This is a genomic window from Novosphingobium sp. CCH12-A3, assembly GCF_001556015.1.
Taxonomy (GTDB): domain Bacteria; phylum Pseudomonadota; class Alphaproteobacteria; order Sphingomonadales; family Sphingomonadaceae; genus Novosphingobium; species Novosphingobium subterraneum.
Genome location: NZ_LSIA01000082.1, coordinates 44,793 through 71,190, shown reverse-complemented (window position 1 = coordinate 71,190; position 26,398 = coordinate 44,793). Strand labels below are relative to the sequence as shown.

Sequence of the window (26,398 nt, the reverse complement as noted above, 5' to 3'; positions counted from 1 at the left end):
TATCGAACCCGGCAAAATAAATATTTGATGCAGAGTGCCTCCGGGCGCATCGCTTTGCCCTGGAGAGCGGCGCCATGATGCGCCGCCCGGGACAGGAGCCGCCTTTCCGTGTTCGATACCCTGACGCTTGCCGAGTTGCCACCCGAAGACGAAGCGCTGCGGCCTGCCATCCGCACCTTCATTGAACAGCACATTGCCGGCATCCCGATGGATCGCCGCGCGCGGTCGTGGCAGGGCTTCAGCGCGGAATTCAGCCGCGCACTGGGGGAGGCGGGTTTCCTCGGCCTCACGCTGCCCAAGGAATACGGTGGCCACGGCAAGGGCCCATTTGCGCGCTTCGTGGTGGTCGAGGAATTGCTCTGCGCCGGAGCACCGGTCGCCGCGCACTGGATCGCTGATCGGCAGAGCGCGCCACTGCTCCTGAACTTCGGCACCGAGGCGCAGCGCCGCAAGCACATTCCCGCGATCTGCCGGGGCGAACAGCTGTTCTGCATCGGCATGAGCGAGCCGGGCTCGGGCTCGGACCTTGCCAGCGTGCGCACGCGGGCCGACCGCAGCGACAATCGCAGCGGTGGGGGCTGGGTGGTCAACGGCCAGAAGATCTGGACCACCAATGCCATGCATTCGGACTACATGATCGCGCTGGTCCGCACTTCCGGCACTTCGGCAGACCGGCAGGCGGGGCTTTCGCAATTGATCATCGACCTGAAGGCGCCCGGCGTCACGGTACGGCCCATCGTCGATCTTACGGGCGATGCGCACTTTGCCGAAGTGTTCTTCGAGAACGTCGAACTCGGCGAGGATGCGCTGGTGGGGGCAGAGGGTGAGGGCTGGAAGCAGGTCGTCGCCGAACTGGCGTTCGAACGCTCCGGGCCGGAACGCATCTATTCCAGCGCCGTGCTTTTGGATGCCTGGATACGGCACCTGCAGGCGGTGGGCCGCAGCGATTGCGCCGCGCTGGTCGGGCGGCTGACTGCCGAGCTTGCCACGCTGCGCGCCATGTCGATTGCCTGCACGGCGCGATTGGTGGCGGGGGAAAGCCCGGTGGTCGAAGCGAGCATCGTCAAGGATCGCGGCACTGGCTTCGAACAGGAATTGCCGGTGGTGATCGGCGACGATCTCGCCGCGCACCCCGATGAGGCGGTGAGCGAGGAGCTGTATCGCACGCTGCTCTACGTCACGCACATCGCGCCGAGCTTCAGCCTGCGCGGCGGCACGCGCGAGATCCTGCGCGGGATCATCGCGCGCGGCATGGGCCTGCGGTGAGGGGAGAGAAACAGATGGACATCAACGAACTGCTCGAACCCTTCGTCCGCATGCTCGATGCGGCAGCGAGCCCGGCAGTGGTCCGTGCCATCGAACACGGTGGCTCTGCCGACGCTCTGTGGAGAGAGATCGCAGGGTCAGGCTTCCTTGATGCGCTGGTTTCCGATGAACACGGCGGCGCGGGCCTGAGTCTTGCCGATATCGAACCGCTGATCGAGGCACTCGGGGCCCGCGCCGTGCCCCTGCCCGTGGCCGAAACCATGGTCGCCCGCGCGCTGTTGGCCGAGAGCGGGATCGCTGCGCCCGATGGGCCGGTCGTGCTTGTCACCTCGCTGGCGCAGCCGGTGCCTTGCGGACTGGTGGCGCAAGCCGCGCTGGTCGATTGCGGCGATGCGCTGGTGCTGTGCGACATGGCGCAGCTTGCGCCCGCGCCGACCGGCGTCACCAATTCATTGGCTGCACGCATTTCCGGCAAGCCCGAAGGCAGGAGTCTGCCCCGCCCTGCATCCGGCCTGCGCTCCATTGCCGCCGTGCTGCGCGCTGCGCTGATCGCCGGTGCCGCCGCCCGCCTGTGCGACGTGACCACCGCCTATGCATCCGAGCGGGTGCAGTTCGGCAAGCCGATCGGCCGCCAGCAGTCGCTGCAGCAGATGCTCGCGCTGATGGCCGAGGACATGATCGCCTGCCGCATCGCTGCGCAGCTTGGCGCTTCGCATGGTCTGAACGTGCCGCTCGCCGCCGCGGCCACGGCCAAGATCGCCACCTCGTCGGCCGCCCCGCGCATCGCTGCCACCGCTCATGCGGTTCACGGCGCCATTGGCATCAGCGAGGAATACGACCTCCAGCTCCTCACCCGCCGCCTGCACGAATGGCGCCTCGCAGATGGTTCGGAGGGCTACTGGTCGCAAGTGCTGGGGCAAAGCCGACTCGCGTCGACCGTGACAAGCGTGGACTGGATCAGGCAAAGCGTCTTCGCCTGATCCACCTCAGAGCTTGCCCGAAAACCGGTTCGGCCCCGCCATCGCGCGGGTTTTGCGGCCATCGGGCAGCACGACCTCACCCTCCACGCCGCCGGGAAGCTCTACATCGAGCCGGAACCTGCCGCCCTTGGCCGTCCAGTCGGTGCGGATCGTGCCGCGCACGCTGTGGTAGGTCGCGCCGCCAGTGCCCAGCACTTCGCTCATGATCGGCGCAATGCGGACCTTGCCGAAGCCGGGCGTCGCAGGCGCGATGCCGGCGATGCGGCGAAACAGGAAATCGCCGATTGCGCCGAAGGCATAATGATTGCGGCTGTTCATGCTGGCATCGCCCTGGTCGCTGTTCCAGCGTTCCCACATGCTCGTCGCGCCCTGCTCCACCATATAGCCCCATGACGGATAGCTGCGCTCGGTGAGCAGGGTGATCGCAGTTGCCTCCTGCCCGGCCATGACCAGCGCATCGAGGATGTGCGGCGTGCCGAGGAAGCCGGTGGACAGGTGGTTGCCGCGCCGCGCAATGTCCGCCGCCAGCGCCGCGCCCGCTGCGCGCATGGCTTCGGGCGAAAGCAGGCCGAAGCGGATCGCCACGACGTTGCCGGTCTGGCTCCCGTTGCCGACCTTGCCATCGACGACGAAGGCGGTGTTGAATGCGCTGCGGATCGCCTCGAACAGGCTGCGATACTTTGCGGCAGCCTCTGCGTTGCCGATCGCCCCGGCCATCGCCGCCATCATCGTCGCATCCTGCGCCCAATAGGCGGTGGAGAGCAGGTCCTTGGGCGTGGTCGCCGCGCCCGGGTTGGCCGTCGGCGCATCGACCGAGAGCCAGTCGCCATAGTCCGCGCCGCGCTGCTTGCGCCAGACATGGTCAGGGTTGGCCGCCTCGATCCACGCCATGTACGCTTCCATCGCCTGCCAGTTGGCGCGGATCACGCCGGTATCGCCGTTCTGCATCCACGAGGTGTGCGGCAGGATCACGCCCGCATCGGCCCAGCCCGGCGAGGACAGCTTCATCGTCGGCACGAACGGCGGGATGCAGTCGGGGAAGCCGCCCTTGGCGCTTTGCGAGACGCGCGCGTCCTCCATCACGCGGGCGGTGAAGGCGGCAACGTCCATGTTCCATGCGGCCGCTGGCCAGAACACGGCGGCATCGCCCATCCAGCCCAGCCGCTCGTCGCGCTGCGGGCAGTCGGTCGGCAGGCCATAGAAGTTGGCCTTCTGGCTCCACACCGAATTGCGCCAGAACTGCTGGATCACCGGATCGCCGACGCGCAACTCGGCGGTCAGTGGCAGGTCCTGATGCGCCACCAGACCTTCAAGGTTCCACGCCGTCTGATCATCGGGCACACCGGTGATCTCGACATGGCGATAGCCGTGATAGGTAAAGCGCGGCTCATAGACCTCGCGCCCGCGCCCGGCGGCAATGTAGATGTCCCGCGCCTTGGCAGTGCGCAGGTTGGCCTGGTCGATCGTGCCGTCAGCCTTGAGGATCTCGGCAAAGCGCATCTCGATGCGCGTGCCGGCAGGGGCACTCACGGTCAGGCGCGGGAAGCCGGCAAAGTTCTGTCCGTAGTCGAGCTGATAATGCCCAGGCCCCAGGCGCTTGACGCTCTTCGGTTGCAGCGTCTCGCGAATGCGGATCGGCGGGCAGCGCTGTGGTTGAACCGGGATCGCGGGAGCAGCCACCACACTGGTTGGACGCCACCCTGCGGTCGGTCCGTTCGCGGTCGCCCAGCCGGGCTGTTCACCCCGCGCATCGTGGATCTCTCCATCGTACAGCGAATGTTCGAGCACGGCCGAGTCTGCGATCTCCCAGCCATCGCCACTGCCGATCACGGTGCGCGAACCGTCGTCATGCTCGATCTCGAGCTGGCACAGAATGCGGCATGGCGCAGGCCCGAAGGCAAAGCGGGCAGAAGTGCTGAAGCGCGAACCGTACCAGCCATCGCCGACCACCATGCCGAGCATGTTGGCACCGGGCTTGAGTAGCGCGGTGACGTCATAGGTCTGGTAAAGCACCCGCTTCGAAGGATCGGTGAATTCGGGTGCCAGCTTGCGGTCGGCCAAGGGCGCGCCGTTGATCCATGGCTGGTAGATGCCCAGTGCGGTGGCATGGAGGCGCGCGGCGCGGATTGGCCTGTCGATGGTGAAGCCATGGCGCAGGCGGCTGGCAGGCGTGAGCGGCCAGGGCTCGCCAATGGGGAGGCTGCCCTTGGCCGGTTCGGCTGCGGGCCATGCCGTGTCATCGAACGCGGGCAGATGCCAGCCGGGGGGCGCCGCCACCACGGTTTTCCAGCCAGGACTGGCCGAAGTCATCCGCTGGATCAATCCCTCGCCATGGCGCAGCAAAGCCGCCGCCACGCAAGGCGGCTGGCCAAAGCTGCCGACGCGCCGCCCTTCGATGGCGATGACATTTCGGCCCTTCTTCAGGATGATCGGCCAGACTGCCATCTCGGTGTGACGCGCCGGGCCATCGCGCGGCGCGGGCGCGGGTTCGCCATTGATCCACACGCCGGTCAATTCGTGCAGCGTGGCGCAGAACTCTGCCGCACCGCCGGGATGGTCAAAGGTCCAGCGGAAGGCGCGGGTCTGGCCCACGTTCTGCTTGTCCGGCCCTGAAAGCCAGTGCAGCCCGGCTTCGCGATCGGCCTTGGCGACCAGCGTTTCGCTGGCGATCCATTCGGCCTGCCAGTCTGCCGGGGCAAGGCCGGTTTCCCACATTGCGGGCTGGCTGCGCAGCGGCGTGCGGCTGCCCCTGGTCCAGCTTTCCACCTGCCACCACACCCGGCTGCGCGAGGGCAGGGCCGGCCCGCCATAGGCAATGTCGACCGCCGAAGTGCCTGCCACGCGCCCGCTGTCCCAGACCAGGTTGCGGCCAGCAGCGAGGTCGTCCGGACTTCGCGCCACGCTGATCCGGTAAGCGACCTGCCCTGCCCGTTCCGCGCCGCCCAGCTTCCACGAAAACCTCGGTGGTGCATCGCCCAGCGCGAGCGGGCTTTCCAGACCGCACACACGCAGGCCTTCGACCTGTGCCGGTTCAGCTGCGGCTAGCGCCCGCAGCGGGAGCGCGGTTGCGCCGCCGCCGGCAATGCCCAAGGCAATGGCTTCGCGCCGGTTGACCTTCATCGTCTTTCTCCCGGAATCTTTGCTCTTGGCATCAGGGCTTGATCGTCTGCGGGGCCAGTGAAACCTGCGTGGCCAGCACCGGGTCAACGGCAGAGCGGGCCACCTCGATCTTCACTCTGCCCGGCTTCACCACCCAGCGCTGTCGCGCCACGTCAAAACTGGCGAGCAGGCGCGGGTCGGCCGTGATCGTCACTGTCCGGCTTTCCCCCGGCTTCAGCACCGGCTTGTCCCACCCGATCAGGCGCCGCGCCTTGCCGGGCAGCGTGACATAGACCTGTGGCACGTCGGCCCCTTTGCGCGTGCCGGAATTGGTAACGATGAAGCTGGCGCTGACCGTGCGCCCGCCCTTGGCCCTGAGCGCCGAATAGCGGAACGTCGTGTAGGACAGGCCGTGGCCGAACGCGAACAGGGGCTTCTCGCCCTTGCGGTCGAACCAGCGATAGCCGGCGTCGGAACCTTCGGGATAGGTGATCGTGAACGGCGGGCTGTTGGTCTGCAGCCCATAGGTGGCCTTGTCCTCCTTGGACGGCGGCGGCAGGTCCGATCCGGGCAGGACGGGATTGGGCAACTGATCCACACTTACCGGGAAGGTCACCGGCAGGCGACCCGAGGGATTGGTCTTGCCGGACAGGATTTCGGCAATCGCATCGCCGCCGCGCTGGCCGGGATACCACGCGGCGAGCAGCGCCGGCACCTTGGCCCGCCAAGGCATCGTTACCGGGTTGCCGGTCTCCAGCACCACCACCGTGCGCGGATTGGCGCTGGCCACGGCATCGATCAGCGCATCCTGCCGGCCATCGAGCGCCAGGTCGGGCTGGTCCTCGGCTTCGGTCGCGAACTTCGTGGCGAAGACCACGGCGACATCGGCGGCCTGGGCCGCGTCTGCTGCCGCTTTCGCATCGCTGCCGTCAACGTACGTCACCTGCGCCTTGCCAAATGTGCGGCGCAGCGCCTCAAGCGGCGGCGTGCCGCCCCACGCACGGCGGGCGAAGGTGGCGGCAGGCCCGCTCTCGATCTTCTCCAGCGCGCGGAACCCGCCGACCGGCACGACCTGGCTCGATCCCCCGCCCGATGGCACGCCAAGATCGGCCTTGCCGCCGATCACCACAATGGAGCGGACCGAAGCCGCCAGCGGCAGGATGCCGCCCTCGTTGCGCAGCAGCACCGTGCCTTCGCGTGCGGCCTGCAGCGCAACTTCCCCATTGCGGGCATAATCGATGGCCCTGGGCGCGATCACGGTCTTGTCCACGCCCTTGGCATAGATCGCCCAGAGGATGCGCTTGGCCGCCGTGTCGACTGCCGAGATCGGAATGCTGCCGTCAGCCAGCTTCGGCTTCAGTTCGGTGGAGAACCAGCGCTTGCGGTCAAGCATCTCGCCCGATTGCTGATCCAGCCCGGCCAGCAGCGCCTCGGCCGAATGGACCGCGCCCCAGTCCGACATGACATAGCCCTTGAAGCCCCACTCGCGCCGCAGCACGTCGGTCAGCAGGAAGCGGTTCTCGCAGGCATATGTGCCGCCAACCTTGTTGTACGAGCACATGACCGAGCCCGGATTGCCGCGCTCCATGCCGATCTGGAAGGCCAGCAGGTCGCTCTCGCGCATGGCCGCCTCGTCCATCTCGACCGAGGCCGACGAGCGCCCGATCTCCTGGTTGTTGAGCGCGAAGTGCTTGATCGTGGCGATGATGCCGTTCGCTTGCACGCCCTCGATCTGCGCCCCCACCAGCACGCCGCCGAGCAGCGGGTCTTCGCCAAGATACTCGAAATTGCGCCCGGCTCGCGGGTCCCGCACCAGATTGACGCCGCCTGCCAGCATCACGTTGAAGCCCTTGGCCACGGCTTCCGATCCGATCATCCGCCCGCCCTCGCGCACCAGCGCCGGGTTCCAGGTGGAGGCGAGCGACAGGCCGGACGGCAGGGCCGTGGCAACATCGCCCTTGCGCATGTCCATGATGTTGGAAACACCAAGGCTGGCGTCCGTGGCATACTGGGGCGGGATGCCCAGGCGCTCGATCCCGGCAATGACGCCTGCGCCAACCGGCATGCCCCGCGCGCGCTTGGGCACGGGAATGAACAGCGGCATCGTGCCGTGCAGCAGCTGGATCTTCTCCTCCAGCGTCATCTGCGAAAGCGCCTGCTCGGCGCGCGCCTCGGCGGTATCCCGGGAAGCTTGCACAGGGTTGGCCTGTGCCTGGACACAGCCGAGCGCAAGCATTGCAGCAGAGCAGGACAGGCGCGCGGCAGGCTTCATTTCAGGGTCCTCAGGTGATCCGGCGGGGCATCACCCGCCCCGTGCTTTCAGGCCGGCAGACTTCACGAAGCTCGCCTTCGAGTCAAGTAATAGATCACGCGGGTTCGATTATGCGACACCGCTTGCGCGGGCTCTGCTGCTGTGGAACAAGGCACCGCGATGGACGCCAGCCCCAAGAAAACCCGCGGTCCCGCAGCAAGGAAGGCTGCGCCCGCGCCGCATCAACCGGTGCGCGGCCGGCCGACGGCTGATCAGGTCACCTCGATCGATCGCGCCATTGTCGACACCGCGCGCACGATGTTCCTTGCCCACGGGTTCGATGCTGTCGGCATGAAGCAGGTGGCCGAAACCGCGCGCGTTTCCAAGGGCACGCTCTATGCCCGCTATCCCTCGAAGGAAGCGCTGTTCAAGGCGGTCATCGAACAGTCGATCGCCGACTGGTCGGCGGAAGCCTCGTTGCAGGACGCATCGCTTACCGACAATATCGAACAGCGCCTGCGCCATCACGCCAAGATCATTGCCACATGGCTGGGAAGGCCGGACGTTCTTGCCCTGCAGCGTCTCCTGCTGTCGGTCCAGGAACGCTTTCCCGAGCTTTCCGAAGTCATGCAGCGGCGGGGCAACGATTACATCGTCGGCCTGATCGCCCGCGACATCGAGGAAGCGGCTGCGCGTGACAGGCGCAACCTGCGCGATGCTCATGCCGTGGCGCGTCTGCTGGTCGCCGCAATCAGCGGGGCTCAACTGCAGAGCGGACTGGCGGCCAGGGACGAGGACCTGCAAGTCTTCGCACAACGCGCGGTCGATCTGATCCTTTGGGGCACCAGCGCCTGGTAGGCTTGATATTCGAACACCCGTGTGCATTAATGCTCGGGCGAACGACTCGCATGTCGTCTTCTGAGAGGATGCCCATGATCCGCACTGCCCTTATCGTCGCCTTGGCCGCTGCCGCGCTTTCCGCCTCGGCCAGCGCTGCCGAACCGGCCAGGCCCGAAGCTGCCGCGCCTGCCGCCAAGCCCAAGTACAGCACCGCCGAAACCGACATCGGCACCCTGCTCGATGATCCCGCTGCCAAGGCGATCATCGACAAGTACATCCCCGGCATGACCAGCAACGAGCAGATCGAAATGGCCCGCTCGATGACGCTGAAGGCCGTGCAGACCTACGCGCCCGACGACGTCACCGACGAACGCCTTGCCCAGATTGACGCCGATCTCGCCAAGCTGAAGTAAGCGTCCGGCCGACTGGGGCAGGACAAACAAAGGGCCGCGATCGCAATGAACGCGGCCCTTTCCTGTGTTTGCCGCCCGGCTCAGGCTGCCATGCCATAAGGCGCATCGACCGGCGCTTCGGCGGGATACTCTGCCGGACCGCCGTAGTCGTAGGCAGCATTCAGTGCGGCGATGAACACCGGATCGTTCAGCGGATCGCTCGGCGTTGCGATCTCGATGCCGCGCGAACGGACGTCCTTGATCAGCCTGTCGATCGCCTGCTCGTGGGTCAGGTTGTCGCTGCCGTCCATGTTCTTCTTGAGTTCGGCATAGTCGCTGAACACTTCGGCCGACCAGTGGACGAGGAACCGCAGGTCGTCGGTGTGATAGCGCTCGATCACCTGCTCGCCCGTCTTCACCAGCCAGCCATCGCGGTCAGCCGGATCGCCGGTGAACACGCTGTCGAAGCCGAGGCCCTCGGGCCGCCGCCGCTCGACGGGTCCGTTCGCCTCGCCCCGGTGCACCAGCATCTCGTTCTGCACGACGACGGCGCGGTTGTAGATCGGCGATTGCACCCGCGCGGGCTTGCCCAGCGGCCCGTTGGGCCAATAGGTAAAGCCGCTTTCCGGATCATGGCTGAACCAGGTGATCACCTGCGCCATCTTGATCAGGTAATCCTGGAACAAGCCGGACCGGCCCATGATCGAGCACAGCCAGGTGGGCGAATTCTCGTGCCGCACGCCGCGGAAGCTTGGGGAATCGAGGTGGCCGGGGTCGGTGTTGCCGCAAGGTCCGTTGACATTGAACAGCATCATCTGCGGCTTGGCGTACTGCGCGCCCCAGTAGGATTTGGCGTGGTTCAGGAACGCCTCGTTGTAGAAGACATCATGCAGTTCGGGGTAAAGCGGCGTGGAATAGTTGGCGAGGTAACCCCGGAACGTCGGCGTCAGGAACATGTCGAGCGTGGGGGTAAAGCCCTCGGGGAAACCGCCGGCGAACGTCGCGATCAGCGATTCCACGGTGGGGAAGTGCTGGGCGATGATCAGCTTCCACGGCCCCTGATCGTGGACCACATCCAGCATCAGCCGCTTCTGCGCCTCCGTGAACGGATTGCTGATCTCGCGCGGGGGCGAGGCGGGCTTGAGAATGTCGGAAAGGTACTGCCTGCGGGCTTCATCGAGCATCACTGTCTCCTGTCTGGGATTCGCGCCTTCCTGGCTTTCCCGACAGAAGTTATAGATCGATAACTTTTTTGGCAAGCGACTTCAGGCGAACTCCGCTATGGAGGGGCGATGGACGGAAACTCCGATATTCATGCGCCCGCAGCATCCGGCGCTCTCACCAAGGGGCAGCGCACCGCCAACCGCATTCTCGATGCTGCCGAGGAATTGTTTGCGCAGCACGGCCATGGCGCCACCTCCTTGCGCGACATCGCCGCCAAGGCAGGTCTGCAGCAGCCGGGCCTCTACAAGCATTTCACCGGCAAGGACGAACTCTACCGACAGGTCTATGAGCGCGCGCTCAAGCCTATGACCGATCTGATGGACGAAGTGCTGGCGCGCCCCGATGCCGACTTCGCCGACCTGACCGATCGCATGACCGACCTGCTGGCGCAGCATCCCAACATCGCCCGGCTCCTGATCCGCGCCGCGATTTCGTCCGACAGCGAGCCGGACCCGATCGGACTCGACTGGCTGGCACGGATGGTCGGCTATGGCCGCAAAATGAACGAGAAGGCGGGCCAGCCCTCATCGGATGACAGCCTCGCGATGCAGATCGTCGCGATCTTCAACATGCTGTTCGGCTTCTTCTGGGCCTCGCCCCTGATTGAAAGCCTGTCCGGGCGGCAGGCAACCGATCCTGAAGCCATGGCCATCCAGAAGGGACTGCTGCGCACGTTCATTGCCAGCTTCTCCGGCACCCCTCGGTCCTGAACCGGGCCGTTGCGGCAGGTTAGGGACGCTCCGCCAGCACTTCTCCTGCGCGCGCCTTCTGCATGCCGCGCACCACCTGTCCGGGCCGCAGTGCGGTCGGCTTGTCATCACGGCGGATCACCTGCCCGCTGACCACGGTGGCGCGATAGCCGCTCGCCGCCTGATCAAGCCTGCGCCCGCCGCCCGGCAGATCGTGGCGGACTACCGGCGCGTGCAGGGTCAGCCGGTCGATGTCGATCACGTTGAGATCGGCCTTGTAGCCGGTGCGCAGCAGGCCGCGGTCCTCAAGGCCGACCACCCGCGCCGGGCGCGACGACAGCATCTTCACCGCCTCGGCCAGACCCATGCGTTCGCCGTCGCGGTCGCGCACCCACCAGGTCAGCACGAAGGTGGGGTAGCTGGCATCGCAGATCGCCGAATAGTGCGCGCCGCCATCGCCAAGGCCGGTCACGGTATCCTCGCGCCGCATCAGGCCGAGCAGGGCATCAAGCCTGCCTTCGTGGAAGTTGCCCAGCGTGTTGAGGATCATGCCGGTGCCATCGCGCTCCATCAGCACGTCGTAGGCCACTTCCTCGGGCGTGCGCCCCTGCGCGCGGGCCAGGGCGCCGATGCTGTTGCTAACCGATGGTTCGTACTGCGGGGGATCGCCGAACGGGAACATCCAGTCCCAGATGCGGGTGAGCATGGCCAGCGGGTGGCCCTCCTGCGGCATCTCGCCGATCAGTTGCGCCCGGAATGCCGGATCGCGCAGGCGCGGCAACTGCTGTTCGAGCGGGAGGTTGGCGAGCGGCTGATAGGACGGGCACAGGCAGAACGGATGGGTCGAAAGCGCCCAGCCGGAGACCATGCCGATCGGGCGCGGCAGGACCTGCGGCCAGATCTCCAGCCCTTCGGCCCGCGCCTGATCGACCAACGTCAGCGCGTCTTCCCAGTTGGGGCGGCCATGGTTGACGAGGCCCAGCGTGAAGGTGGACGGGCGGCCCGAAGCGCGGGTGACGGCGATCAGCCGCGCCATCTCGCTTTCCCAAGTCTCGAACGGCGCATCGAGCACGGCCTGGAACACGCCCGTACCTGCCTCGGCCAGCGCGCCGGTGATGGCGATGAGTTCGTGCGTGTCTGCGCCGAAGGTCGGGATCAGGTCGCCCGCCTTGGTGCGGTGGATGTTCAGCCGCGAGGTGGCAAAGCCGATGGCCCCGGCGTCCATCGCCTCGCGCGCTATCGTCCGCATCCGGGCGAGATCATCTTCGGTCGCGGCCTCGCGGGCGATGGCCCGTTCGCCCATGACCCACACGCGCAAGGGGCTGTGCGGAAGGAGGCAGGCGACGTCGATGTCGCGCGGACGGCGGGCGAGCGCGTCGAGGTATTCGGGGAATGTCTCCCAGTCCCAGGGCAGGCCTTCGGCCATGACCACGTCGGGAATGTCCTCGACGCCCTCCATCAGCCGGATCAGCGCTTCATGGTCCGCCTTTCGGCATGGCGCAAAGCCGACCCCGCAATTGCCCAGCACCGCCGTGGTCACGCCATGCGATGAACTGGGCGAAAGCGTATCGGACCAGATCGCCTGCCCGTCGTAATGGGTGTGGATATCGACGAAGCCGGGGGTGACGATGCAGCCAGTGGCGTCGATTGTTTCGCTGGCGGTGCCGGTGAAAGTGCCGCCGACGTGGACGATGGCATCACCGCGCACGGCAACGTCGCCGACATGCGGCTCCGCGCCGCTGCCATCGACGATCAGGCCGCCCTTTATCAGCAAGTCTGCCTGCGTGGTCATGCACTCTCTCCCCGTGTTTCCCCGGGGAAACATTTAGCGAACATTGTTTCGCTGGTGGTTCAGCCGATGTAGCGCGCCCGGTAGGAGGCGAAGGCTTCGCGCACGTCAGCCTCGTTCAGGCCGAAGCGTTCGAGCGAGTAGTCGTGCATCGGGCGCTGTTCGCGCTTGTTGCCGGCCATGAACTCGGTGAGCGCGGCCTCGATCTTGTCGTCCAGCGGAATGCCGATGTGAGCCAGGACGCGCTGCGCCTGCTTGAGGGGCTCCTTTGCCACCTCGCGGTAATCGATGTCGATGAAGCGCTCTTCGCCGATGCGGGCGCGCGCCTGCTCGAAGCGGTGCATCCATTCGGCAAGGCGAGGAAACCAGAACGCGCCCACGGCTTCGTCCGAATGGACCGAGTTCAGCTTGTAGAGCGCGGCCTCCATGCTGACGTAGCTGGGCACCACTTCCAGCGGATCGCGGTGGGTCATCACCAGCACCGCCTTGGGGAAAGCATTGGCGATGACATCGGTATAGGGCAGGTTCTGCGGGCTTTTCAGGACCCACTTCTTGCCGCGCCGCGTCGGGTCCTGCCACTGCAGGTATTTCAGGATCGTCTTGAGGTCCTCGTAACCCTTGGACTGGTCGTAATCGTTGAGCCACTTCGCGAACGAGGGGATGAAGGTCATCGCCTCGACCATGGTGGTGATGAACAACTGGCCGAGTATGATGATCTCCTCGTCCGGCGCATCGGGATCGAGAGGGTGGATCGAGGCGAGTTCGGGCGAAAGGTTGAGCCAGCCCTCGATCATCGCCTCGGCATAGGCGCGGCGGGCCTTCGGATTGCCGGGTTCGTCACCGGGAAGCGGGGCGTAGTTCTGCGCCTCGTACCAGCGGATCGCGGTCATGCCCGGGGCGCTGGCGAGCAGGCGATGGAAGATCGTGCTGCCGGTGCGCGGCAGGCCAAGGATGATCGCGGCGACTTCCACGTCCTCATCGAGGATTTCGGGATGGCGCTTGATGTCCTCGACCATGCGCAGGCGGCTGGCAAGGCCCTTGACGATCGCTTCGGTCTGCCCGGCAAAACCCGCCTCCGTCAGCTTGCCCTCGGCATTGGCGGCGGCGATGTAATGGTCCATCGGTTCGAAGAACCAGGTATCGCCGAAATCCGACAGGCCGGTGCGTTCGCACGCAGCAGACAGCAGGGTTTCGCGGTCAAACACCCGGTCGGCGACGGGGGTGGCGGTGGTTGCCATCGTAGACTAGCCTCTCACTAGGACCAATTTGCTCCATGCGTAATTATAGGAGCAGTTTGGTTCGCAATTGGCGATGTTTTGTCACCACACCCCTGATAATGCAAACACAAATCAGAACGAAACCACCGTTCGCAGCGACTCCCCGCGCCGCATCAGATCGAACCCCGCGTTGACCTCGCTCATCGGCAGGCGATGGGTGACGAGATCGGCCAGGTTGAGGCGACCGGCCGCGAAATGATCGAGCAGGCCGGGCAGTTCACTGCGGCCCTTGACGTTGCCCATGAACGAGCCTTGCACCCGCCGCCCGAGCTGAAGCTGGAACGGGACCAGTTCCATCGCCTGCCCATCGGGCGGCACGCCGAGGACGACGGTGCAGCCCCAGCCGATGCGCGTCGATTCGAAGGCCTGGGCCATCAGCTTGACATTGCCCGCACACTCGAACGCGTAGTCCACCCCGCCTCGGGTCAGCGCCTGGATTGCGGTGACGGGATCGCTCGTCCGCGCGTCGATGAAGTCCGTCAGGCCAAAGCGCTTGCCCTGTTCGTGGCGCAAGGGATTGATGTCGACGCCGATGATCCGCGCGGCACCCGCAAGACGCGCACCCTGCACGACATTCAGGCCGATGCCGCCGAGGCCGAAGACGGCGACGGTCGCACCGTTTTCGACATGGGCGGTGTGCATGACTGCGCCGACGCCGGTAGCCACGCAGCATCCTGCGGTGCAGGCGAGGTGGAAGGGTACATCATTGCGGATCACCGCGACGTTGCGCTCTGCCGTGACGATGAACTGCGCGAGGCTGCCGACGCCGGAATAGGCGGAGACCGGCTGGCCATCGAGCGAGAACGGGCTGGGCTGGAGGGCAATGTCGCCGAGGAACGCCTCGCACAGGTTGGTCCTGCCCGAGCGGCAGTTGCCGCAAGAGCCGCATTCGCCGATGCCGACGGGAATGACATGGTCGCCGACCTTGACCGACGTGACCGCCGCGCCGACTTCGCGGACGATGCCGGCGCCTTCGTGGCCGACGACGACCGGGAAGGGATAGGGCGCGGCCTTGCCTTCGATCTGGCTGAGGTCGGTGTGGCACAATCCGCTCGCCATGATTTCGATCAGCACATCGCCGGGTCCGGGCGGGGCGAGATCGAGCAGTTCCTCGACCAGCGGGGTGCCGGGGGCGTGGCAGACCATGGCTCTAGTTTTCATCATTCAGGCTTTCCCAAGGATCATGTCGGCGGCCTTTTCGGCGATCATCGCGACGGGGATGGCAGTGTTGCCGCCGGGCAGGTGCGGCATGATCGAGGCATCGACCACGCGCAGCGATGCGAGGCCGTGGACACGCAGGGTTTCGTCCACCACGGCCATGGGATCCGAGCCCATCCGCGCGGTGCTGGTGGAGTGGTAATCGGCCTCGGCATGGGCGCGGATATAGGCGTCGATCTCCTCGTCGGACTGGATGTGCGGACCCGGTGCGAGTTCCTGCCCACGCATCTCGTCGAACGCGCTTTGGGCAAAGACGCGGCGGGCGATGCGTATGCCTTCGCGCATGACGCGGCGGTCGTTCTCCGTCGCATTGTAGTTCTGGTCGATCACCGGGGGCGCATCGGGATCGGCACTGGCAAGCGTGACGCGCCCGCGCGATTCCGGCCTCACCACGTTGATGTGGGCATAGAAGCCATGCATCGGCACCATCTTGCGTCCATTCTGCCCGAACAGGGCCGAAACCAGCAGCATCTTGATGTCAGGCTCGTCCAGCGCCGGGTTGGAGCGGACCATGCAGGCGACCGACATGCCCGGGTCTGCCAGCGGGCCTGTCCGGAAGGCGAGGTACTGCGCCATGGCAAGGGCGCCGCGCACAGGATTGAGGAAGCGCAGCATCGACCACGGCTTTGTCGAGCGGAACTTGACGTGCGCCGCGAGGTGGTCCTGCAGGTCCTGGCCGACGCCGGGCAGGTCGTGAATCAGGGGGATGCCGTGCTCGGCCAGATGCGCGGCGGGGCCGACGCCCGATAGCATCAGCAGTTGCGGCGTGTTGATCGCGCCTGCGGAAAGGATGACTTCGCGGGCGGCTGTCGCGAGAGTGTCAGTGCCTCGCCTGCGAAATATCACGCCGGTGGCGCGGGGGCCGTCGAAAGTGATGCGGCGGGCCTGCGCTGCGGTCAGCACGGTAAGGTTGCGGCGCTTGAGGACAGGCCGCAGGTAGGCCGATGAAGCGCTGGAGCGTCGGCCTTTGCCCACGGTAAGGTCGACCGCGCCGAAGCCGTCGCGTGTTGCGCCGTTGAGATCGCTCGTCAGGGGGTAGCCGGCCTGCGCTCCGGCTTTCAGGAAGGCTTGGGCGAAGGGATGATTCTGTGCGGCCCTTGTGACCTGGATCGGGCCATCAATGCCGTGCCATTCGTTCTGCACCGGGCCGAAGCTTTCGAGCTTGCGGAAATAGGGCAGGACCTCGGCGAAGGACCAACCGCGATTGCCGGCCTGGGCCCAGCGGTCATAGTCCGAATGGAAGCCGCGATCGTAGGCCATGCCGTTGATCGAGGAGCCGCCGCCGAGAACCTTGCCCCGCGGGCTGTAGAGCATTCGGCCATCGAGGTGGGCCTGCGGTGCGGACATGTAGCGCCAGGCATGGGCGCCCGACATCATGATCGGGAGAAGGCCGCCCGGCGCGGCGATCAGCGGGCTCGTGTCCTTGCCGCCTGCTTCGAGCAGCGCGACCTTGCATTTGGGATCGGCGGACAGGCGATTGGCAAGGATGCATCCGGCCACCCCGCCGCCGACGATCACGAAGTGGAATTCGAGGCGCTCCATGCGGCGGCGGAGCCGGTCAGAGTTCGACGACCGAGAGGATGTGGCTGTGCCTGTCCGGAAAGACGTAATCGAATTCGAGAACCATGCTCTCGCCGAGTTGGCCTGCGCACATCAGGTCAGTCTCGACGAAAACCTGCACGCCTGCCGCGCCATAGGCGTAGCGGGTGGCCTTGCCGAATACGGGGGAAGCATCGAGCCGGGCGTCGATGGCATCATCGCCACGGCGGGCGCGGTTCATGCCGATGTTGAGGCGGCCCCGGAAGGCGGGATCGTTTGCGTTGAGAACCTGCAGGGTCAGGACCATCCGTTCCAGTTCCTCGAGCGATTCGACGAGGAAGCCGAAGTGGAAGCTGGCTTCGAAATCCTGCGCCATCATCCCGCGGTACGCCTTGACCGCCTCGTGCTCGTCATCGCTGCCGACACGCAGCGCTGCGTGGATCGCGGCGATGAGCTGCTGCTGCGGTTCGGGCAGGCAGGAGAGGTAGACGATACCGTCGCCCCGCGCGAAGTGGCTGCCGGACACCACGAAGCGGTAGAAATTGCCGCCGGGAAGCGGGAGGACCTGGGTTTCCTTGAGTCCGGCGATCTGGAGCAGGCGCGAGGCGAGCGGGCCGTCGTCGGGTTTGCCGTAATGCAGGGCAAGGTGGCCCATGGACAGCGCGCCATCGGAGATGGCGGCATCTCTGGCTTCCGGTGCGATTGTCGCCATGGCAGTCGGTCCTCTCTTATCCTTGTTCAGGGGCAGACTAACAGCGTCGCGTTCCAGGAGCAATATTTGTAAGTGGGCACTTATGACGAATCGCGTATCAGACCGGCGACATATTTTCGTATGAGCAAAGTTCGTGGCCGGTTCTCTGGGTTATTTGCGTATTCCATTTTGCCGTTGTGCGGGTAGGAGAAGCGGCCATGCAACGTCTTGCGCTGGATCATATCACCGCCGTCGACTCCACTCCGGTCCAGCTTGCGCAGATTGCACGCCAGGCCGGCTGCGATGGCATGTGCCTGTTCATGGAGCCGATGGACGTGCTGCCGCTGATGCCGAAGTTCGACATCTACGCCGACCGCGTGGCGCGGGCGGAGTTGCGGCGCGTGATGTGCGATCTGGGCGTGGCATTGGACCTTGCCTATCCGTTCACGCTGTCGGGCCGGACCGAAGTGGCTACTTTCTCCACGGCCATGGAATGCGCCGCAGAGCTGGGGGCGGGGCTGATCAATGCGCTGCTCTATGACCGCGATCCGGCGCGGCGGCTGGAGCGGTTCGGGGCGTTCTGCGACCTGGCTGGCAGTTTCGGTCTTAGAGTGGGCGTCGAGTTCTATCCGCCAAGTCAGGTGGGCTCGCTGGCGGCGGCGCTCGATCTGGTGGGCGCTATCGGGCGACCGGGCAAGGTTGGCGTCAATGCCGATCTGCTGCACCTGATGCGGTCAGGCGGATCGGTGGCGGAACTGGCGGCGGCTCCGGCGCAATACGTGCTCTATGGGCAGGTTGCCGATGGGCCGGCAACGGCGCCGGAAGATGTCGAATTCGAGGCCTCTTCCGCGCGCATGCTGTGCGGCGAAGGCGCGTTCGACGTGGCGGGATTTGTGCGCGCGTTGCCGGAAGGGTGCCCGATAAGCGTCGAGATCCCGCGCAACCATGCAGTGGGCGGTGAGACGGCGGCGATGCGCGCGCAACGCGCTGTGAACAGCGCGCGCGCGGCAATTGGGTAGTTTCTCGGGCGGTCAGGTCAGGCGTTGCGGAGCGCGGCCAGTTCCTCGGCGTTCAAGGTCAGGGCGTCGGCCTTGGCGCTGTCGCGGACCTGTTCGGGGGAGGAGCCGCCGAAGATGGCGATGGTCTGGTTGGGCTGGCTCAGAAGATAAGCGAGGGCGATCTCGTTGATCGAGACGCCATGCCTTTCGGCCAGCGACTGCACGATGGCGAAGCGGCGTTCGTTCGCGGGGTTGGCGTAGCGGGCGGCGAGCTGTTCGCCGACCGAGCCGGACGCGAGCTTGGTGAAATATCCGCCGGATTGGGCGGCATAGGCTACGATGGGGAGGCCGCCAGCGTGGAGATTTTCGTATTCGCCTTCGTAGTAGTGCTGGTAGCCCTGCTGCGCGGCGGCGGCGGCATCGGGTACGGCGAGGCCCCAGAACGTCTCCGAGGCAACGAACCCTTCCTTGCCGATGGAGGCGGCATAGGCGTTGGCGGCGCGGATACGCTCTGCTGCCCAGTTGGATGCGGCGAAATGACGGATGCGGCCTGCCTCGCGGTGGGCGATCAGCGCGTCGATGATCGGTTCGACCGGGCTTTCCGGGTTGTCCATGTGCAGGAAATAGAGGTCGATGGTATCGATGCCGAGGTGGTTGAGGCTCTGGGCAAGGTCGGCCGCGACGTCATCCGGGGTCACGCGGTTGCGGTAGTCGCCCACGCGCATGTCGAAGAAGCCGCCCTTGGTGGCGATCACGAAATCGTCGCGCTTCTGCATCTTGAGCCACGCGCCGACCGCGCGCTCGCTGGCGCCGACGGGGGCATCCGGCATCCAGTCCCCATAGGAGCGGGCGGTGTCGATGAAGTTGCCGCCAAGGCCTGCAAAGGTGTCGAGAATGGCGTTGGACTTGCCCTGATCTAGCATCCAGCCGAGCATGTTGGTGCCGTAGCACAGGCGGCTCACGGTGAGGTCGGTGTGGCCTAGCGTAACCTTCTTGAGCATTGTGCGCTTCCTCGTCAATGTAAGTGCTGACTTAGCAAAAGTTTGGCGGAAAGGAAGCACCGGGTGCGAAGTTTCCCGAGGTGCTTCCGTCCGCTCAGGCGCGCGCGGCGCGGCGGCCGGCCTGGCGCCCGAAGAAGGTGCAGTCGGCAAGGCTCAGGCCGGAGGAATAGCCGTGGCCCCATGCCGGCAGGCCCGAGGTGCAGCGCCCTGCGGCGTACAGTCCGGGGATCGGCGCGCCGGAGCGGCCGAGCACTTCACCGTCTGTCGAGGTCTTGAGCCCGCCCAAGGTGAAGAAGCTGAAGTAGCTTGTCTGGAAATTGCACTCGAGCGCGACGAACGGCGACTGGTCGAGCGCTTTCAGGATCGGGGGCTGCTTGTCGAACAGGGGATCGCGGCCGTTGCGGGCGTGTTCGTTGTAGAAGTGCATCGTGGCCGAAAGCGTGCCTGCGGGCATTTCGAGTTCGGCTTCGACTTCCTCCCACGTCTCGCCAGTGCCGGCGATGGTGATGCCGGCAAGGTCGAGCGGTTGGGTGAAGTGGGCGCTGTCGAGCAGGAGGTAGACCTTGCCGCCCGGCTGGTCGACGGCGCAGCGGCTGACGCGGCCGTGGTAGCAGTCCTCGTTGATGAAGCGCTGCCCGGCGACGTTGACGAAGACGCCGTGGGCCTGTTCGGCCGGGATCGTCCACGGGCAGGTGGTGAAGAACTGGTCCATGTGAATCGCATCGCCGCCGACCGAGACGCCGAGTTCGATGCCGATGCCGTCGTCCTTGTCGCCGATCGGGCTGTTCACGCGGAAGCTTTCAGGGCAGTATTTGCGGCGCATGGCCTCGTTGAAGACGAAGCCGCCGGTGGCAAGGACGACGCCCTTGCGGGCACGGACGAAGCGGTCCTTGTTGTCGATGCGGACGACGGCTCCGGCAATGGCGTCACCATCGGTGATGAGCGCGACGGCGCGTGCGTCGACGTGGATCTCGGCGCCAAGATCGCGGGCGCGGCGTTCTAGTATGTTGACCAGCGGACGCCCGCCGCCCCAGCCCATGTGCTGGATCACGTGGCCGCGCGGGGCGGGCTTTGCGTGTCGGTAGAACGGCGCGGCGGCCTCGCTGCCCGACCAGATCAGGGTGGAATCGTCGGTCGGTTCGATCACCTTGCCGGGCAGGTAGTTGCCGCGATAGGGCACGCCCTGATCCTTCAGCCACTGGTAGTGCGCCAGCGCCTCGCGGCCATAGATCTCGCACTTGGCCTCATCGACGCAGGGGCCGCCGGCAAGCTTGAGGTAGGCGGTGAAGTCTTCGACCGTATCGTCGAACCCTGCGGCCTTCTGCGCATCGGTACCGCCGCCGACGTAGATCTCGCCACCGGAGAGCGCCGAGGCACCGCCGCTGCCGGAACTGCGTTCGAACAGCAGGACCTCTGCACCCGCAACGCGGGCCTCGATCGCGGCACAAGCCCCGGTTGCGCCGAAGCCGATCACGGCGACGTCCGTCTCGAAATCCCACTTTTCGACCTGCGTAATCGGCAAAGGTCGATACTGCGAATATCCTGTCATTCCGGCCTTCCGCTCCCATGCCCGTGCGCGGATCTGTAGTGTCCGCTGCCTGTGGCTGTCATTTGAACGCCCGCTTGACGTTATTCGCGTCAATCTGGGCCGCATTCGTAATTTAAGATTGCATTGGATACGCAAATCGTCAATTGAAAAGGCAATCGCCTTTGGATATTGGCGATTTCGAATCTGCTGCGGTGCAACTTTCGGCACCTGCGGCATGGGATGGGAGAGCAGCTGCGGTGCAGGGCACTGATCACATTGACTTGGGCGGCCAGGTGGCGATCGTCACCGGGGGCACGCGCGGGCTGGGGCGGCAGATTGCGCAAGCCCTGCTGCGCGCCGGGGCTGCGGTGACAGTGTGCGGCCGAACCGAGCCTGACGATCTGCCCGAAGGCCTGACGTTCCGGGCGGCTGACATCCGCGATCCCGAACAGGCGCAGGCACTGGTCGATGGCGTGATGGAGCGCCATGGGCGGCTGGACATCCTCGTGAATAACGCTGGTGGTTCACCGCAAGCCCCCGCCACGGCGAGCCCGCGCTTCTTCGATTCCATCGTGAAGCTGAACCTGCATTCGGCGATGTACATGTCGCAATATGCCTATGCCCACATGGCGAAGGCCGGGGCTGGCAGCATCGTCAACATCGCCAGCGTATCGGGCATACGGCCCTCCCCCATGACGGCGGCCTATGGGGCGGCGAAGGCAGGACTGCTCAGCCTGACGCAGAGCCTTGCGCAGGAGTGGGGGCCCGATGGCGTGCGCGTGAACGCGATCATCGTCGGCCTGATGCAGACTGAAACCTCGGAGGAAACCTATGGCGACGAGGCGGCGCAGGCTGCGGTTGCCAAATCGCTGCCGCTGCAGCGCATGGGCACGGGCGCGGACATCGCCGGAGCCGTGCTGTGGCTGAGTTCGAGCCTCGCCTCATGGGTGAGCGGCGCACGCATCAACGTCGATGGCGGGGGCGAGCGGCCCTACTTCCTCGACCTCGTGAAAGGATAAGCTGCCATGGGCATAAAGGCACTGGGCTATGTCAGGATCGAAACCGCCAAGGCGGAGGCCTGGGACCACTTCATGACGCAAGTGGTCGGCACGATGCGGGCGGATGCGCCATGCGATGGCGTGGCGGCCTACCGGATCGACGACCGCCCGTTCCGCTTCTGGGTGGAGCGGGGCGAGAGCGACCGGCTTGCGGCTGCTGGTTATGAAGTCGGCGATGCGGCGGAACTGGCGGCGCTGCGCGAGACGATTGCCGGGCTGGGGCGCGAGATTGTCGATGGCGATGCGGATGCAGCAAAGGCGCGCGGCGTGGCGGCGTTCTTTGCGACGAGCGATCCTTCGGGCAACGGTCTCGAGTTCTTCCACGGCGATGTCCGCGACGATGTGGCGTTCGTTTCGCCGGTGGGCGTGAGCGGCTTCGTGACCGGAGACATGGGCATGGGGCACGCCGTGTTTGCGACGCCGAACTTTGACGAGGCGCACGCCTTCTACAAGGCCATCGGCTTTCGCGACACCGACATCCCGCGCTTCCGTTTTTCGGACGATCCCAACGATCCGGGCATGGGCTTTGCCTTCATGCACGCCGACAATGGCCGCCACCATTCGGTAGCCATTGCGGAAATGCCGGTGCCGCCTTCTGCCTGCATCCACCTGATGCTGGAGATGAAGACGCAAAGCGACGTGGGCAAGTGCCATGATCGCATGCGCATAAACAAGGTGCCCGAGAGCGCCTCGATCGGCCGGCACGTCAACGACCAGACCTTTGGCTTCTACATGCAGACGCCCTCTGGCTTCGACATCGAGATCGGGGCCGATCCGCTGGTGATCGATCACACGAACTGGACACCGACCGCGCATCTGATCCCCAGCGAATGGGGCCATGTCTGGGCATGGCAGAAGGCGCTTGAAGAGCAGGCAGGAGAACAGGCGTGAGCCTTGATAAGAGGATGAGCGCGGCGGAGATCGTCGCGCAGCTGTCCGATGGCATGACCATCGGCATCGGCGGCTGGGGCCCGCGGCGCAAGCCGATGGCGCTGGTGCGCGAGATCATGCGTTCCGACCTCAAGGACTTGACCGTCGTCGCCTATGGCGGCGCTGACGTGGGCATGCTGTGCGCAGCGGGCAAGGTGAAGAAGCTGGTCTTCGCGTTTGTCAGCCTTGATGCGATCCCGCTGGAGCCGTGGTTCCGCAAGGCCCGCGAGAGCGGCGCGCTGCAGGTGCTGGAGCTGGACGAAGGCATGTTCCAGTGGGGCCTGAAGGCGGCGGCGTTCGGCCTGCCGTTCCTGCCGACGCGGGTTGGCCTCGGCACGGACCTTGCCGAGCTGGGCGGCCTCAAGACCGTGCAGTCACCCTATGACGATGGCGAGACGCTGATCGCCATGCCGGCGCTCAAGCTCGATGCCGCGCTGATCCACGTCAACCGCAGCGACTGGCGCGGCAACGTGCAGGTGTTTGGGCCGGACGTCTATTACGACGAGTGGTTCGCCAAGGCTGCTGCCAGGACCTATGTCAGCTGCGAGGAACTGGTCGACCGGATGGAGGACCATTACCCCGAAGGCGCGCAGGACAACCTGTTCGAGCGCTGCTTCGTTTCGGGCGTGGTGGAAATGCCCTGCGGCGCGCATCCAAGCTCGATGCCGCCGCATTACGGCTGGGACATGAAGGCCTTCAAGGCCTACGCCGATGCGGCACGCGATCCGGGCGACTGGTCTGCGGTGGCGGACCGCTTCGTTGGCGCTTCTGAAGCCGAATATCTTGAATCCATTGGCGGAAAGGAGGCGGTAGCGGCTCTTTCGCTGCCGATTTTCTGATGAGCGACATCACTCTCGTAGACCTGTGCATCGTCGCCTGTTCGGAAGCGTTCCGGGGCAATGGCGAAATTGTGGCGACCGGCGTGGGGCCAGTGCCGCGCCTGGCGGCGGGCCTGGCCAAGCTGACCCACACGCCCGAACTGATGATGACCGACGGCGAGGCCTATCTGGTCGAGCAGCCGGTGCCGCTGGGGCCGCGCAAGTACGACGACCGCAAGCCTGCAGGCTACCTGCCGTTCTCGCGCTTCTTCGACAGTGCGGTGTGGTCAGGGCGAAGGCATGCCATGGTCACGCCGACGCAGCTTGATCGCTTCGGCCAGATCAACCTGTCCTACATGGGCGGGACCTACGACAAGCCCAAGACCCAGATGCTGGGCGTGCGCGGCTTTCCGGGGAACACGATCTACCACCCCAACTCGTTCTTCTTCCCGGCGCATGGGCCGCGCGTCTTCGTGCCCCAGGTCGATATGATCTCGGGCGTGGGGTACAACCCGGCCAAGCGCGTGGGCGGCGGCAACTTCTCGGGCGTGAGCCTGCGCCGGATCGTGACCAACCTGTGCGTGATGGACTTCGGCGGGCCGGACAACCAGATCCGCGTGATCTCGCTGCACCCCGGCGTGACGTTCGAGGAAGTGCAGGCGGCGACCGGTTTCGAACTGGCCCAGGCCGACAACGTCGAAGTGACGCGGCTGCCGACGGCAGAGGAACTGGCGGTGATTGCCAGCCTCGACCCGCACAATGTCCGCGCCAGCGTGCTCAAGGACAACCCGCCCGCCATTCGCGCCGCCGCCTGAGGGAGATGACCGCATGACCGACCTCGTCGAGCCGAAGCAAGTCGACATCGTCTACGAGACGCAAGAGCCTGTCCGCTACGAGGTGGAAGGCAGCGTGGCGTGGATCACGATGAACCGGCCGCAGTTCAACAATGCCCAGAACGGGCAGATGACCTATGCGCTCGACGATGCGTTTGGCCGCGCGGTGCAGGACGACAACGTCCGCGCGATCGTGCTGGCGGGCGAGGGCAAGCACTTTTCGGCCGGCCACGACATCGGCACGCCGGGGCGCGACCTGCACCACGAGTTCGACAAGCGGCTGATGTTCCCGCCGCACACCAACAAGCCGGGCGCCGAACTGCTCTATACCCGCGAGCAGGAGCAGTACCTTGGCATGTGCCGCCGCTGGCGCGATATCTCCAAGCCGACCATCGCCATGGTGCAGGGTGCCTGCGTGGCGGGCGGGCTGATGCTGGCATGGGTTTGCGACCTGATCGTGGCTTCGGAAGACGCGTTCTTCCAGGACCCGGTGAACCCGCTGATGGGCATTCCGGGTGTCGAATACTTTGCCCATGCCTATGAACTGCCGCCGCGCGTGGCCAAGGAATTCCTGCTGCTGGGCGAGCGCATGCCAGCGGCGCGGGCCTACAGCTTCGGCATGGTCAACAAGGTGGTGCCGCGCGCCGAATTGCGCGAGGCGACTGCTGCGTGGGCGAACAAGCTGGCGGGGCAAGGGCGGCTGGGCAACTGGCTGACCAAGCAGTCCGTCAATCACGTCGAGGAACTGCGCGGCAAGCGGGCGGCGATGGATGCGGTCTACCACATGCACCACTTCGCCCATGCGCAGAACGATATCGTGACCGGCAACTCGATTGCCGGGGTGAGCGGGACGTCTGCTGCTGCGGCGAATAAGAAAGACGCGGGCGAAGGCTGATGGCTGGTGCGCTTCACACCGTCCTGACCGAGCGCCTTGGCTGCAAGGCTCCGATCATCCAGACCGCGATGGGCTGGGTGGCCGAGCCGAGCCTTGTCATCGGCAGCTGCAATGCGGGTGCGTTCGGCTTCCTCGGTGCGGCGGTGATGACGCCTGACGAATGCCGCGAGAAGATCCTTGCCGTGCGCCGTGGTACCGACAAGCCGTTCGGAGTGAACTTCCATTCGTTCCAGCCCGGAGCGGAGCAGATCGTCGAGCTGATCCTCGCCAATGCCGAGCAGGTCCGCGCCGTCAGCTTCGGGCGCGGGCCGAATGCCAAGATGATCGGGCGGTTCAAGGACGCCGGGATTCTGTGCATCCCCACCGTCGGCGCGGTGAAGCACGCCAGGAAGATGGAAGAGCTGGGCGTCGACATGATCAGCGTCCAGGGCGGCGAGGGTGGCGGGCATACCGGTTCGGTGCCGACGACGATCCTGCTGCCGCAAGTGCTCGATACCGTGAAGGTGCCGGTGATCGCCAGCGGCGGCTTTGCCGACGGTCGCGGGCTGGTGGCAGCTCTGGCCTTTGGTGCGGTGGGCATCGCGATGGGTACGCGCTTTCTGCTGACCAAGGAAAGCCCGGTGCCCGATAGCGCCAAGGCGGCGTACCTGAAGGCCGGGACCGACCAGATCATCGTGACGACCAAGCTCGACGGCATTCCGCAGCGGATGGTGCGCACGCGCCTGATGGACCGCATCGAGAAGTCCGGCTCCCTGGCCATGTGGCTGCGCGCCTTCGAGGCAGGCGCCGCGATGAAGCGCCAGACCGGCGCCTCGTGGCTTCACTTCATCAAGGCGGCCAAGGGCATGACCGGGCACGGCGATGTGCCATTGAAGCAGGCGATGATGGCCGCGACCATGCCCATGCTGATCCAGAAGGCGGTGGTCGATGGCGATATCGAGAACGGCGTGATGGCGACCGGCGTGGTCGGCGGGCGCATTTCCGAGGTTCCGACCTGCCAGGAGCTGGTCGACCGCATCATGGCCGAGGCCGAGGCCCGCCTTTCCGCGCTCTGCGCAAGCTGACATTTCGAGGACGAGGGA

The 26,398-nt window shown here is 65.8% G+C and carries 22 protein-coding genes; 12 read left to right on the top strand and 10 right to left on the bottom strand.

Translation table 11 applies throughout. The features are described from left to right. The first annotated feature begins 108 nt into the window (after window positions 1–108). Together AX703_RS06465 and AX703_RS06460 are read left to right on the top strand one after the other, a co-directional pair. Window positions 109–1,266: an acyl-CoA dehydrogenase family protein gene (locus AX703_RS06465; RefSeq protein WP_062343331.1), complete on the top strand. Its 1,158-nt coding sequence runs from the start codon at window positions 109–111 to the stop codon at window positions 1,264–1,266. Window positions 1,267–1,280: 14 nt separating this feature from the next. Further along, window positions 1,281–2,246 (top strand): acyl-CoA dehydrogenase family protein, encoded by a 966-nt coding sequence (locus AX703_RS06460; RefSeq protein ID WP_062343330.1) that lies wholly within the window; start codon window positions 1,281–1,283, stop codon window positions 2,244–2,246. Window positions 2,247–2,252: 6 nt separating this feature from the next. Here AX703_RS06460 and AX703_RS06455 read toward each other — a convergent pair whose 3' ends face one another. After that, window positions 2,253–5,366, bottom strand: a complete 3,114-nt coding sequence (locus AX703_RS06455; protein WP_062343329.1) for an alpha-L-rhamnosidase — start codon at window positions 5,364–5,366, stop codon at window positions 2,253–2,255. Window positions 5,367–5,397: 31 nt separating this feature from the next. Next, window positions 5,398–7,617 (bottom strand): glycoside hydrolase family 3 C-terminal domain-containing protein, encoded by a 2,220-nt coding sequence (locus AX703_RS06450; protein ID WP_062343328.1) that lies wholly within the window; start codon window positions 7,615–7,617, stop codon window positions 5,398–5,400. 159 nt (window positions 7,618–7,776) lie between these two features. Between AX703_RS06450 and AX703_RS06445 the strand changes: the two genes are divergently transcribed. Further along, complete coding sequence (locus AX703_RS06445; RefSeq protein ID WP_156451940.1) at window positions 7,777–8,454, top strand: TetR/AcrR family transcriptional regulator; 678 nt, start codon at window positions 7,777–7,779, stop codon at window positions 8,452–8,454. A 74-nt stretch (window positions 8,455–8,528) separates the two neighbouring features. Beyond that, on the top strand, window positions 8,529–8,849 hold the full coding sequence (locus AX703_RS06440) for a hypothetical protein (RefSeq protein ID WP_369820994.1): 321 nt from the start codon (window positions 8,529–8,531) through the stop codon (window positions 8,847–8,849). A gap of 80 nt (window positions 8,850–8,929) precedes the next feature. Here AX703_RS06440 and AX703_RS06435 read toward each other — a convergent pair whose 3' ends face one another. Next, window positions 8,930–10,012: a hypothetical protein gene (locus AX703_RS06435; protein WP_062343325.1), complete on the bottom strand. Its 1,083-nt coding sequence runs from the start codon at window positions 10,010–10,012 to the stop codon at window positions 8,930–8,932. Between the two features lie 108 nt (window positions 10,013–10,120). On the opposite strand from AX703_RS06435, the gene AX703_RS06430 reads away from it, so the two are divergent. After that, window positions 10,121–10,762, top strand: a complete 642-nt coding sequence (locus tag AX703_RS06430) for a TetR/AcrR family transcriptional regulator (protein ID WP_062343324.1) — start codon at window positions 10,121–10,123, stop codon at window positions 10,760–10,762. Between the two features lie 19 nt (window positions 10,763–10,781). Here AX703_RS06430 and AX703_RS06425 read toward each other — a convergent pair whose 3' ends face one another. The 5 genes from AX703_RS06425 to AX703_RS06405 all read right to left on the bottom strand — a co-directional run bounded on the left by AX703_RS06425 (window position 10,782) and on the right by AX703_RS06405 (window position 17,276). Next, on the bottom strand, window positions 10,782–12,533 hold the full coding sequence (locus AX703_RS06425; RefSeq protein ID WP_062343323.1) for an amidohydrolase family protein: 1,752 nt from the start codon (window positions 12,531–12,533) through the stop codon (window positions 10,782–10,784). Between the two features lie 59 nt (window positions 12,534–12,592). Beyond that, window positions 12,593–13,768 (bottom strand): sulfotransferase, encoded by a 1,176-nt coding sequence (locus AX703_RS06420; RefSeq protein WP_062343322.1) that lies wholly within the window; start codon window positions 13,766–13,768, stop codon window positions 12,593–12,595. 111 nt (window positions 13,769–13,879) lie between these two features. Continuing rightward, window positions 13,880–14,968 (bottom strand): zinc-binding dehydrogenase, encoded by a 1,089-nt coding sequence (locus AX703_RS06415; protein WP_062343362.1) that lies wholly within the window; start codon window positions 14,966–14,968, stop codon window positions 13,880–13,882. A gap of 3 nt (window positions 14,969–14,971) precedes the next feature. Further along, window positions 14,972–16,567, bottom strand: a complete 1,596-nt coding sequence (locus AX703_RS06410) for a GMC family oxidoreductase (RefSeq protein WP_062343321.1) — start codon at window positions 16,565–16,567, stop codon at window positions 14,972–14,974. Between the two features lie 16 nt (window positions 16,568–16,583). Then, a complete protein-coding gene (locus AX703_RS06405) occupies window positions 16,584–17,276 on the bottom strand; it encodes a hypothetical protein (RefSeq protein ID WP_062343320.1) in 693 nt (230 codons plus the stop codon). Window positions 17,277–17,473: 197 nt separating this feature from the next. On the opposite strand from AX703_RS06405, the gene AX703_RS06400 reads away from it, so the two are divergent. Beyond that, window positions 17,474–18,274: a sugar phosphate isomerase/epimerase gene (locus tag AX703_RS06400; protein ID WP_062343319.1), complete on the top strand. Its 801-nt coding sequence runs from the start codon at window positions 17,474–17,476 to the stop codon at window positions 18,272–18,274. A 17-nt stretch (window positions 18,275–18,291) separates the two neighbouring features. On the opposite strand, the gene AX703_RS06395 is transcribed toward AX703_RS06400, so the two are convergent. Together AX703_RS06395 and AX703_RS06390 are read right to left on the bottom strand one after the other, a co-directional pair. Continuing rightward, on the bottom strand, window positions 18,292–19,254 hold the full coding sequence (locus tag AX703_RS06395) for an aldo/keto reductase (RefSeq protein ID WP_062343318.1): 963 nt from the start codon (window positions 19,252–19,254) through the stop codon (window positions 18,292–18,294). A 94-nt stretch (window positions 19,255–19,348) separates the two neighbouring features. Then, window positions 19,349–20,803 carry an FAD-dependent oxidoreductase gene (locus AX703_RS06390; RefSeq protein ID WP_062343317.1) on the bottom strand — a complete coding sequence of 485 codons (1,455 nt, stop codon included), beginning with the start codon at window positions 20,801–20,803 and terminating at the stop codon, window positions 19,349–19,351. 191 nt (window positions 20,804–20,994) lie between these two features. Between AX703_RS06390 and AX703_RS06385 the strand changes: the two genes are divergently transcribed. Genes AX703_RS06385 through AX703_RS06360 form a run of 6 tightly spaced genes read left to right on the top strand, consistent with a single transcriptional unit; the run spans window position 20,995 to window position 26,380 of the window. Next, a complete protein-coding gene (locus AX703_RS06385) occupies window positions 20,995–21,801 on the top strand; it encodes an SDR family oxidoreductase (RefSeq protein ID WP_369820993.1) in 807 nt (268 codons plus the stop codon). 6 nt (window positions 21,802–21,807) lie between these two features. Beyond that, on the top strand, window positions 21,808–22,731 hold the full coding sequence (locus AX703_RS06380; RefSeq protein ID WP_062343316.1) for a VOC family protein: 924 nt from the start codon (window positions 21,808–21,810) through the stop codon (window positions 22,729–22,731). After that, window positions 22,728–23,609 (top strand): CoA transferase subunit A, encoded by an 882-nt coding sequence (locus tag AX703_RS06375; protein WP_369820992.1) that lies wholly within the window; start codon window positions 22,728–22,730, stop codon window positions 23,607–23,609. The genes AX703_RS06380 and AX703_RS06375 overlap by 4 nt, the downstream gene beginning before the upstream one ends. Beyond that, window positions 23,609–24,403, top strand: coding sequence for a CoA-transferase subunit beta (locus AX703_RS06370; protein WP_062343314.1), 795 nt, complete (start codon window positions 23,609–23,611; stop codon window positions 24,401–24,403). Before AX703_RS06375 ends, AX703_RS06370 begins: the two co-directional genes overlap by 1 nt. A gap of 13 nt (window positions 24,404–24,416) precedes the next feature. Beyond that, complete coding sequence (locus AX703_RS06365; RefSeq protein WP_062343313.1) at window positions 24,417–25,316, top strand: enoyl-CoA hydratase; 900 nt, start codon at window positions 24,417–24,419, stop codon at window positions 25,314–25,316. Further along, window positions 25,316–26,380, top strand: a complete 1,065-nt coding sequence (locus AX703_RS06360) for a nitronate monooxygenase family protein (protein ID WP_062343312.1) — start codon at window positions 25,316–25,318, stop codon at window positions 26,378–26,380. The genes AX703_RS06365 and AX703_RS06360 overlap by 1 nt, the downstream gene beginning before the upstream one ends. Window positions 26,381–26,398 lie beyond the last annotated feature (18 nt).

What these genes read in the sequence shown, in the direction of transcription:
- AX703_RS06425 (WP_062343323.1), bottom strand. Translation starts at nt 12,533, where the DNA reads ATGACCACGCAGGCAGACTTGCTGATAAAGGGCGGCCTGATCGTCGAT.
- AX703_RS06450 (WP_062343328.1), bottom strand. Translation starts at nt 7,617, where the DNA reads ATGAAGCCTGCCGCGCGCCTGTCCTGCTCTGCTGCAATGCTTGCGCTC.
- AX703_RS06440 (WP_369820994.1), top strand. Translation starts at nt 8,529, where the DNA reads ATGATCCGCACTGCCCTTATCGTCGCCTTGGCCGCTGCCGCGCTTTCC.
- AX703_RS06430 (WP_062343324.1), top strand. Translation starts at nt 10,121, where the DNA reads ATGGACGGAAACTCCGATATTCATGCGCCCGCAGCATCCGGCGCTCTC.
- AX703_RS06395 (WP_062343318.1), bottom strand. Translation starts at nt 19,254, where the DNA reads ATGCTCAAGAAGGTTACGCTAGGCCACACCGACCTCACCGTGAGCCGC.
- AX703_RS06420 (WP_062343322.1), bottom strand. Translation starts at nt 13,768, where the DNA reads ATGGCAACCACCGCCACCCCCGTCGCCGACCGGGTGTTTGACCGCGAA.
- AX703_RS06445 (WP_156451940.1), top strand. Translation starts at nt 7,777, where the DNA reads ATGGACGCCAGCCCCAAGAAAACCCGCGGTCCCGCAGCAAGGAAGGCT.
- AX703_RS06400 (WP_062343319.1), top strand. Translation starts at nt 17,474, where the DNA reads ATGCAACGTCTTGCGCTGGATCATATCACCGCCGTCGACTCCACTCCG.
- AX703_RS06365 (WP_062343313.1), top strand. Translation starts at nt 24,417, where the DNA reads ATGACCGACCTCGTCGAGCCGAAGCAAGTCGACATCGTCTACGAGACG.
- AX703_RS06380 (WP_062343316.1), top strand. Translation starts at nt 21,808, where the DNA reads ATGGGCATAAAGGCACTGGGCTATGTCAGGATCGAAACCGCCAAGGCG.
- AX703_RS06405 (WP_062343320.1), bottom strand. Translation starts at nt 17,276, where the DNA reads ATGGCGACAATCGCACCGGAAGCCAGAGATGCCGCCATCTCCGATGGC.
- AX703_RS06390 (WP_062343317.1), bottom strand. Translation starts at nt 20,803, where the DNA reads ATGACAGGATATTCGCAGTATCGACCTTTGCCGATTACGCAGGTCGAA.
- AX703_RS06410 (WP_062343321.1), bottom strand. Translation starts at nt 16,567, where the DNA reads ATGGAGCGCCTCGAATTCCACTTCGTGATCGTCGGCGGCGGGGTGGCC.
- AX703_RS06415 (WP_062343362.1), bottom strand. Translation starts at nt 14,968, where the DNA reads ATGAAAACTAGAGCCATGGTCTGCCACGCCCCCGGCACCCCGCTGGTC.
- AX703_RS06370 (WP_062343314.1), top strand. Translation starts at nt 23,609, where the DNA reads ATGAGCGACATCACTCTCGTAGACCTGTGCATCGTCGCCTGTTCGGAA.
- AX703_RS06455 (WP_062343329.1), bottom strand. Translation starts at nt 5,366, where the DNA reads ATGAAGGTCAACCGGCGCGAAGCCATTGCCTTGGGCATTGCCGGCGGC.
- AX703_RS06460 (WP_062343330.1), top strand. Translation starts at nt 1,281, where the DNA reads ATGGACATCAACGAACTGCTCGAACCCTTCGTCCGCATGCTCGATGCG.
- AX703_RS06360 (WP_062343312.1), top strand. Translation starts at nt 25,316, where the DNA reads ATGGCTGGTGCGCTTCACACCGTCCTGACCGAGCGCCTTGGCTGCAAG.
- AX703_RS06435 (WP_062343325.1), bottom strand. Translation starts at nt 10,012, where the DNA reads ATGCTCGATGAAGCCCGCAGGCAGTACCTTTCCGACATTCTCAAGCCC.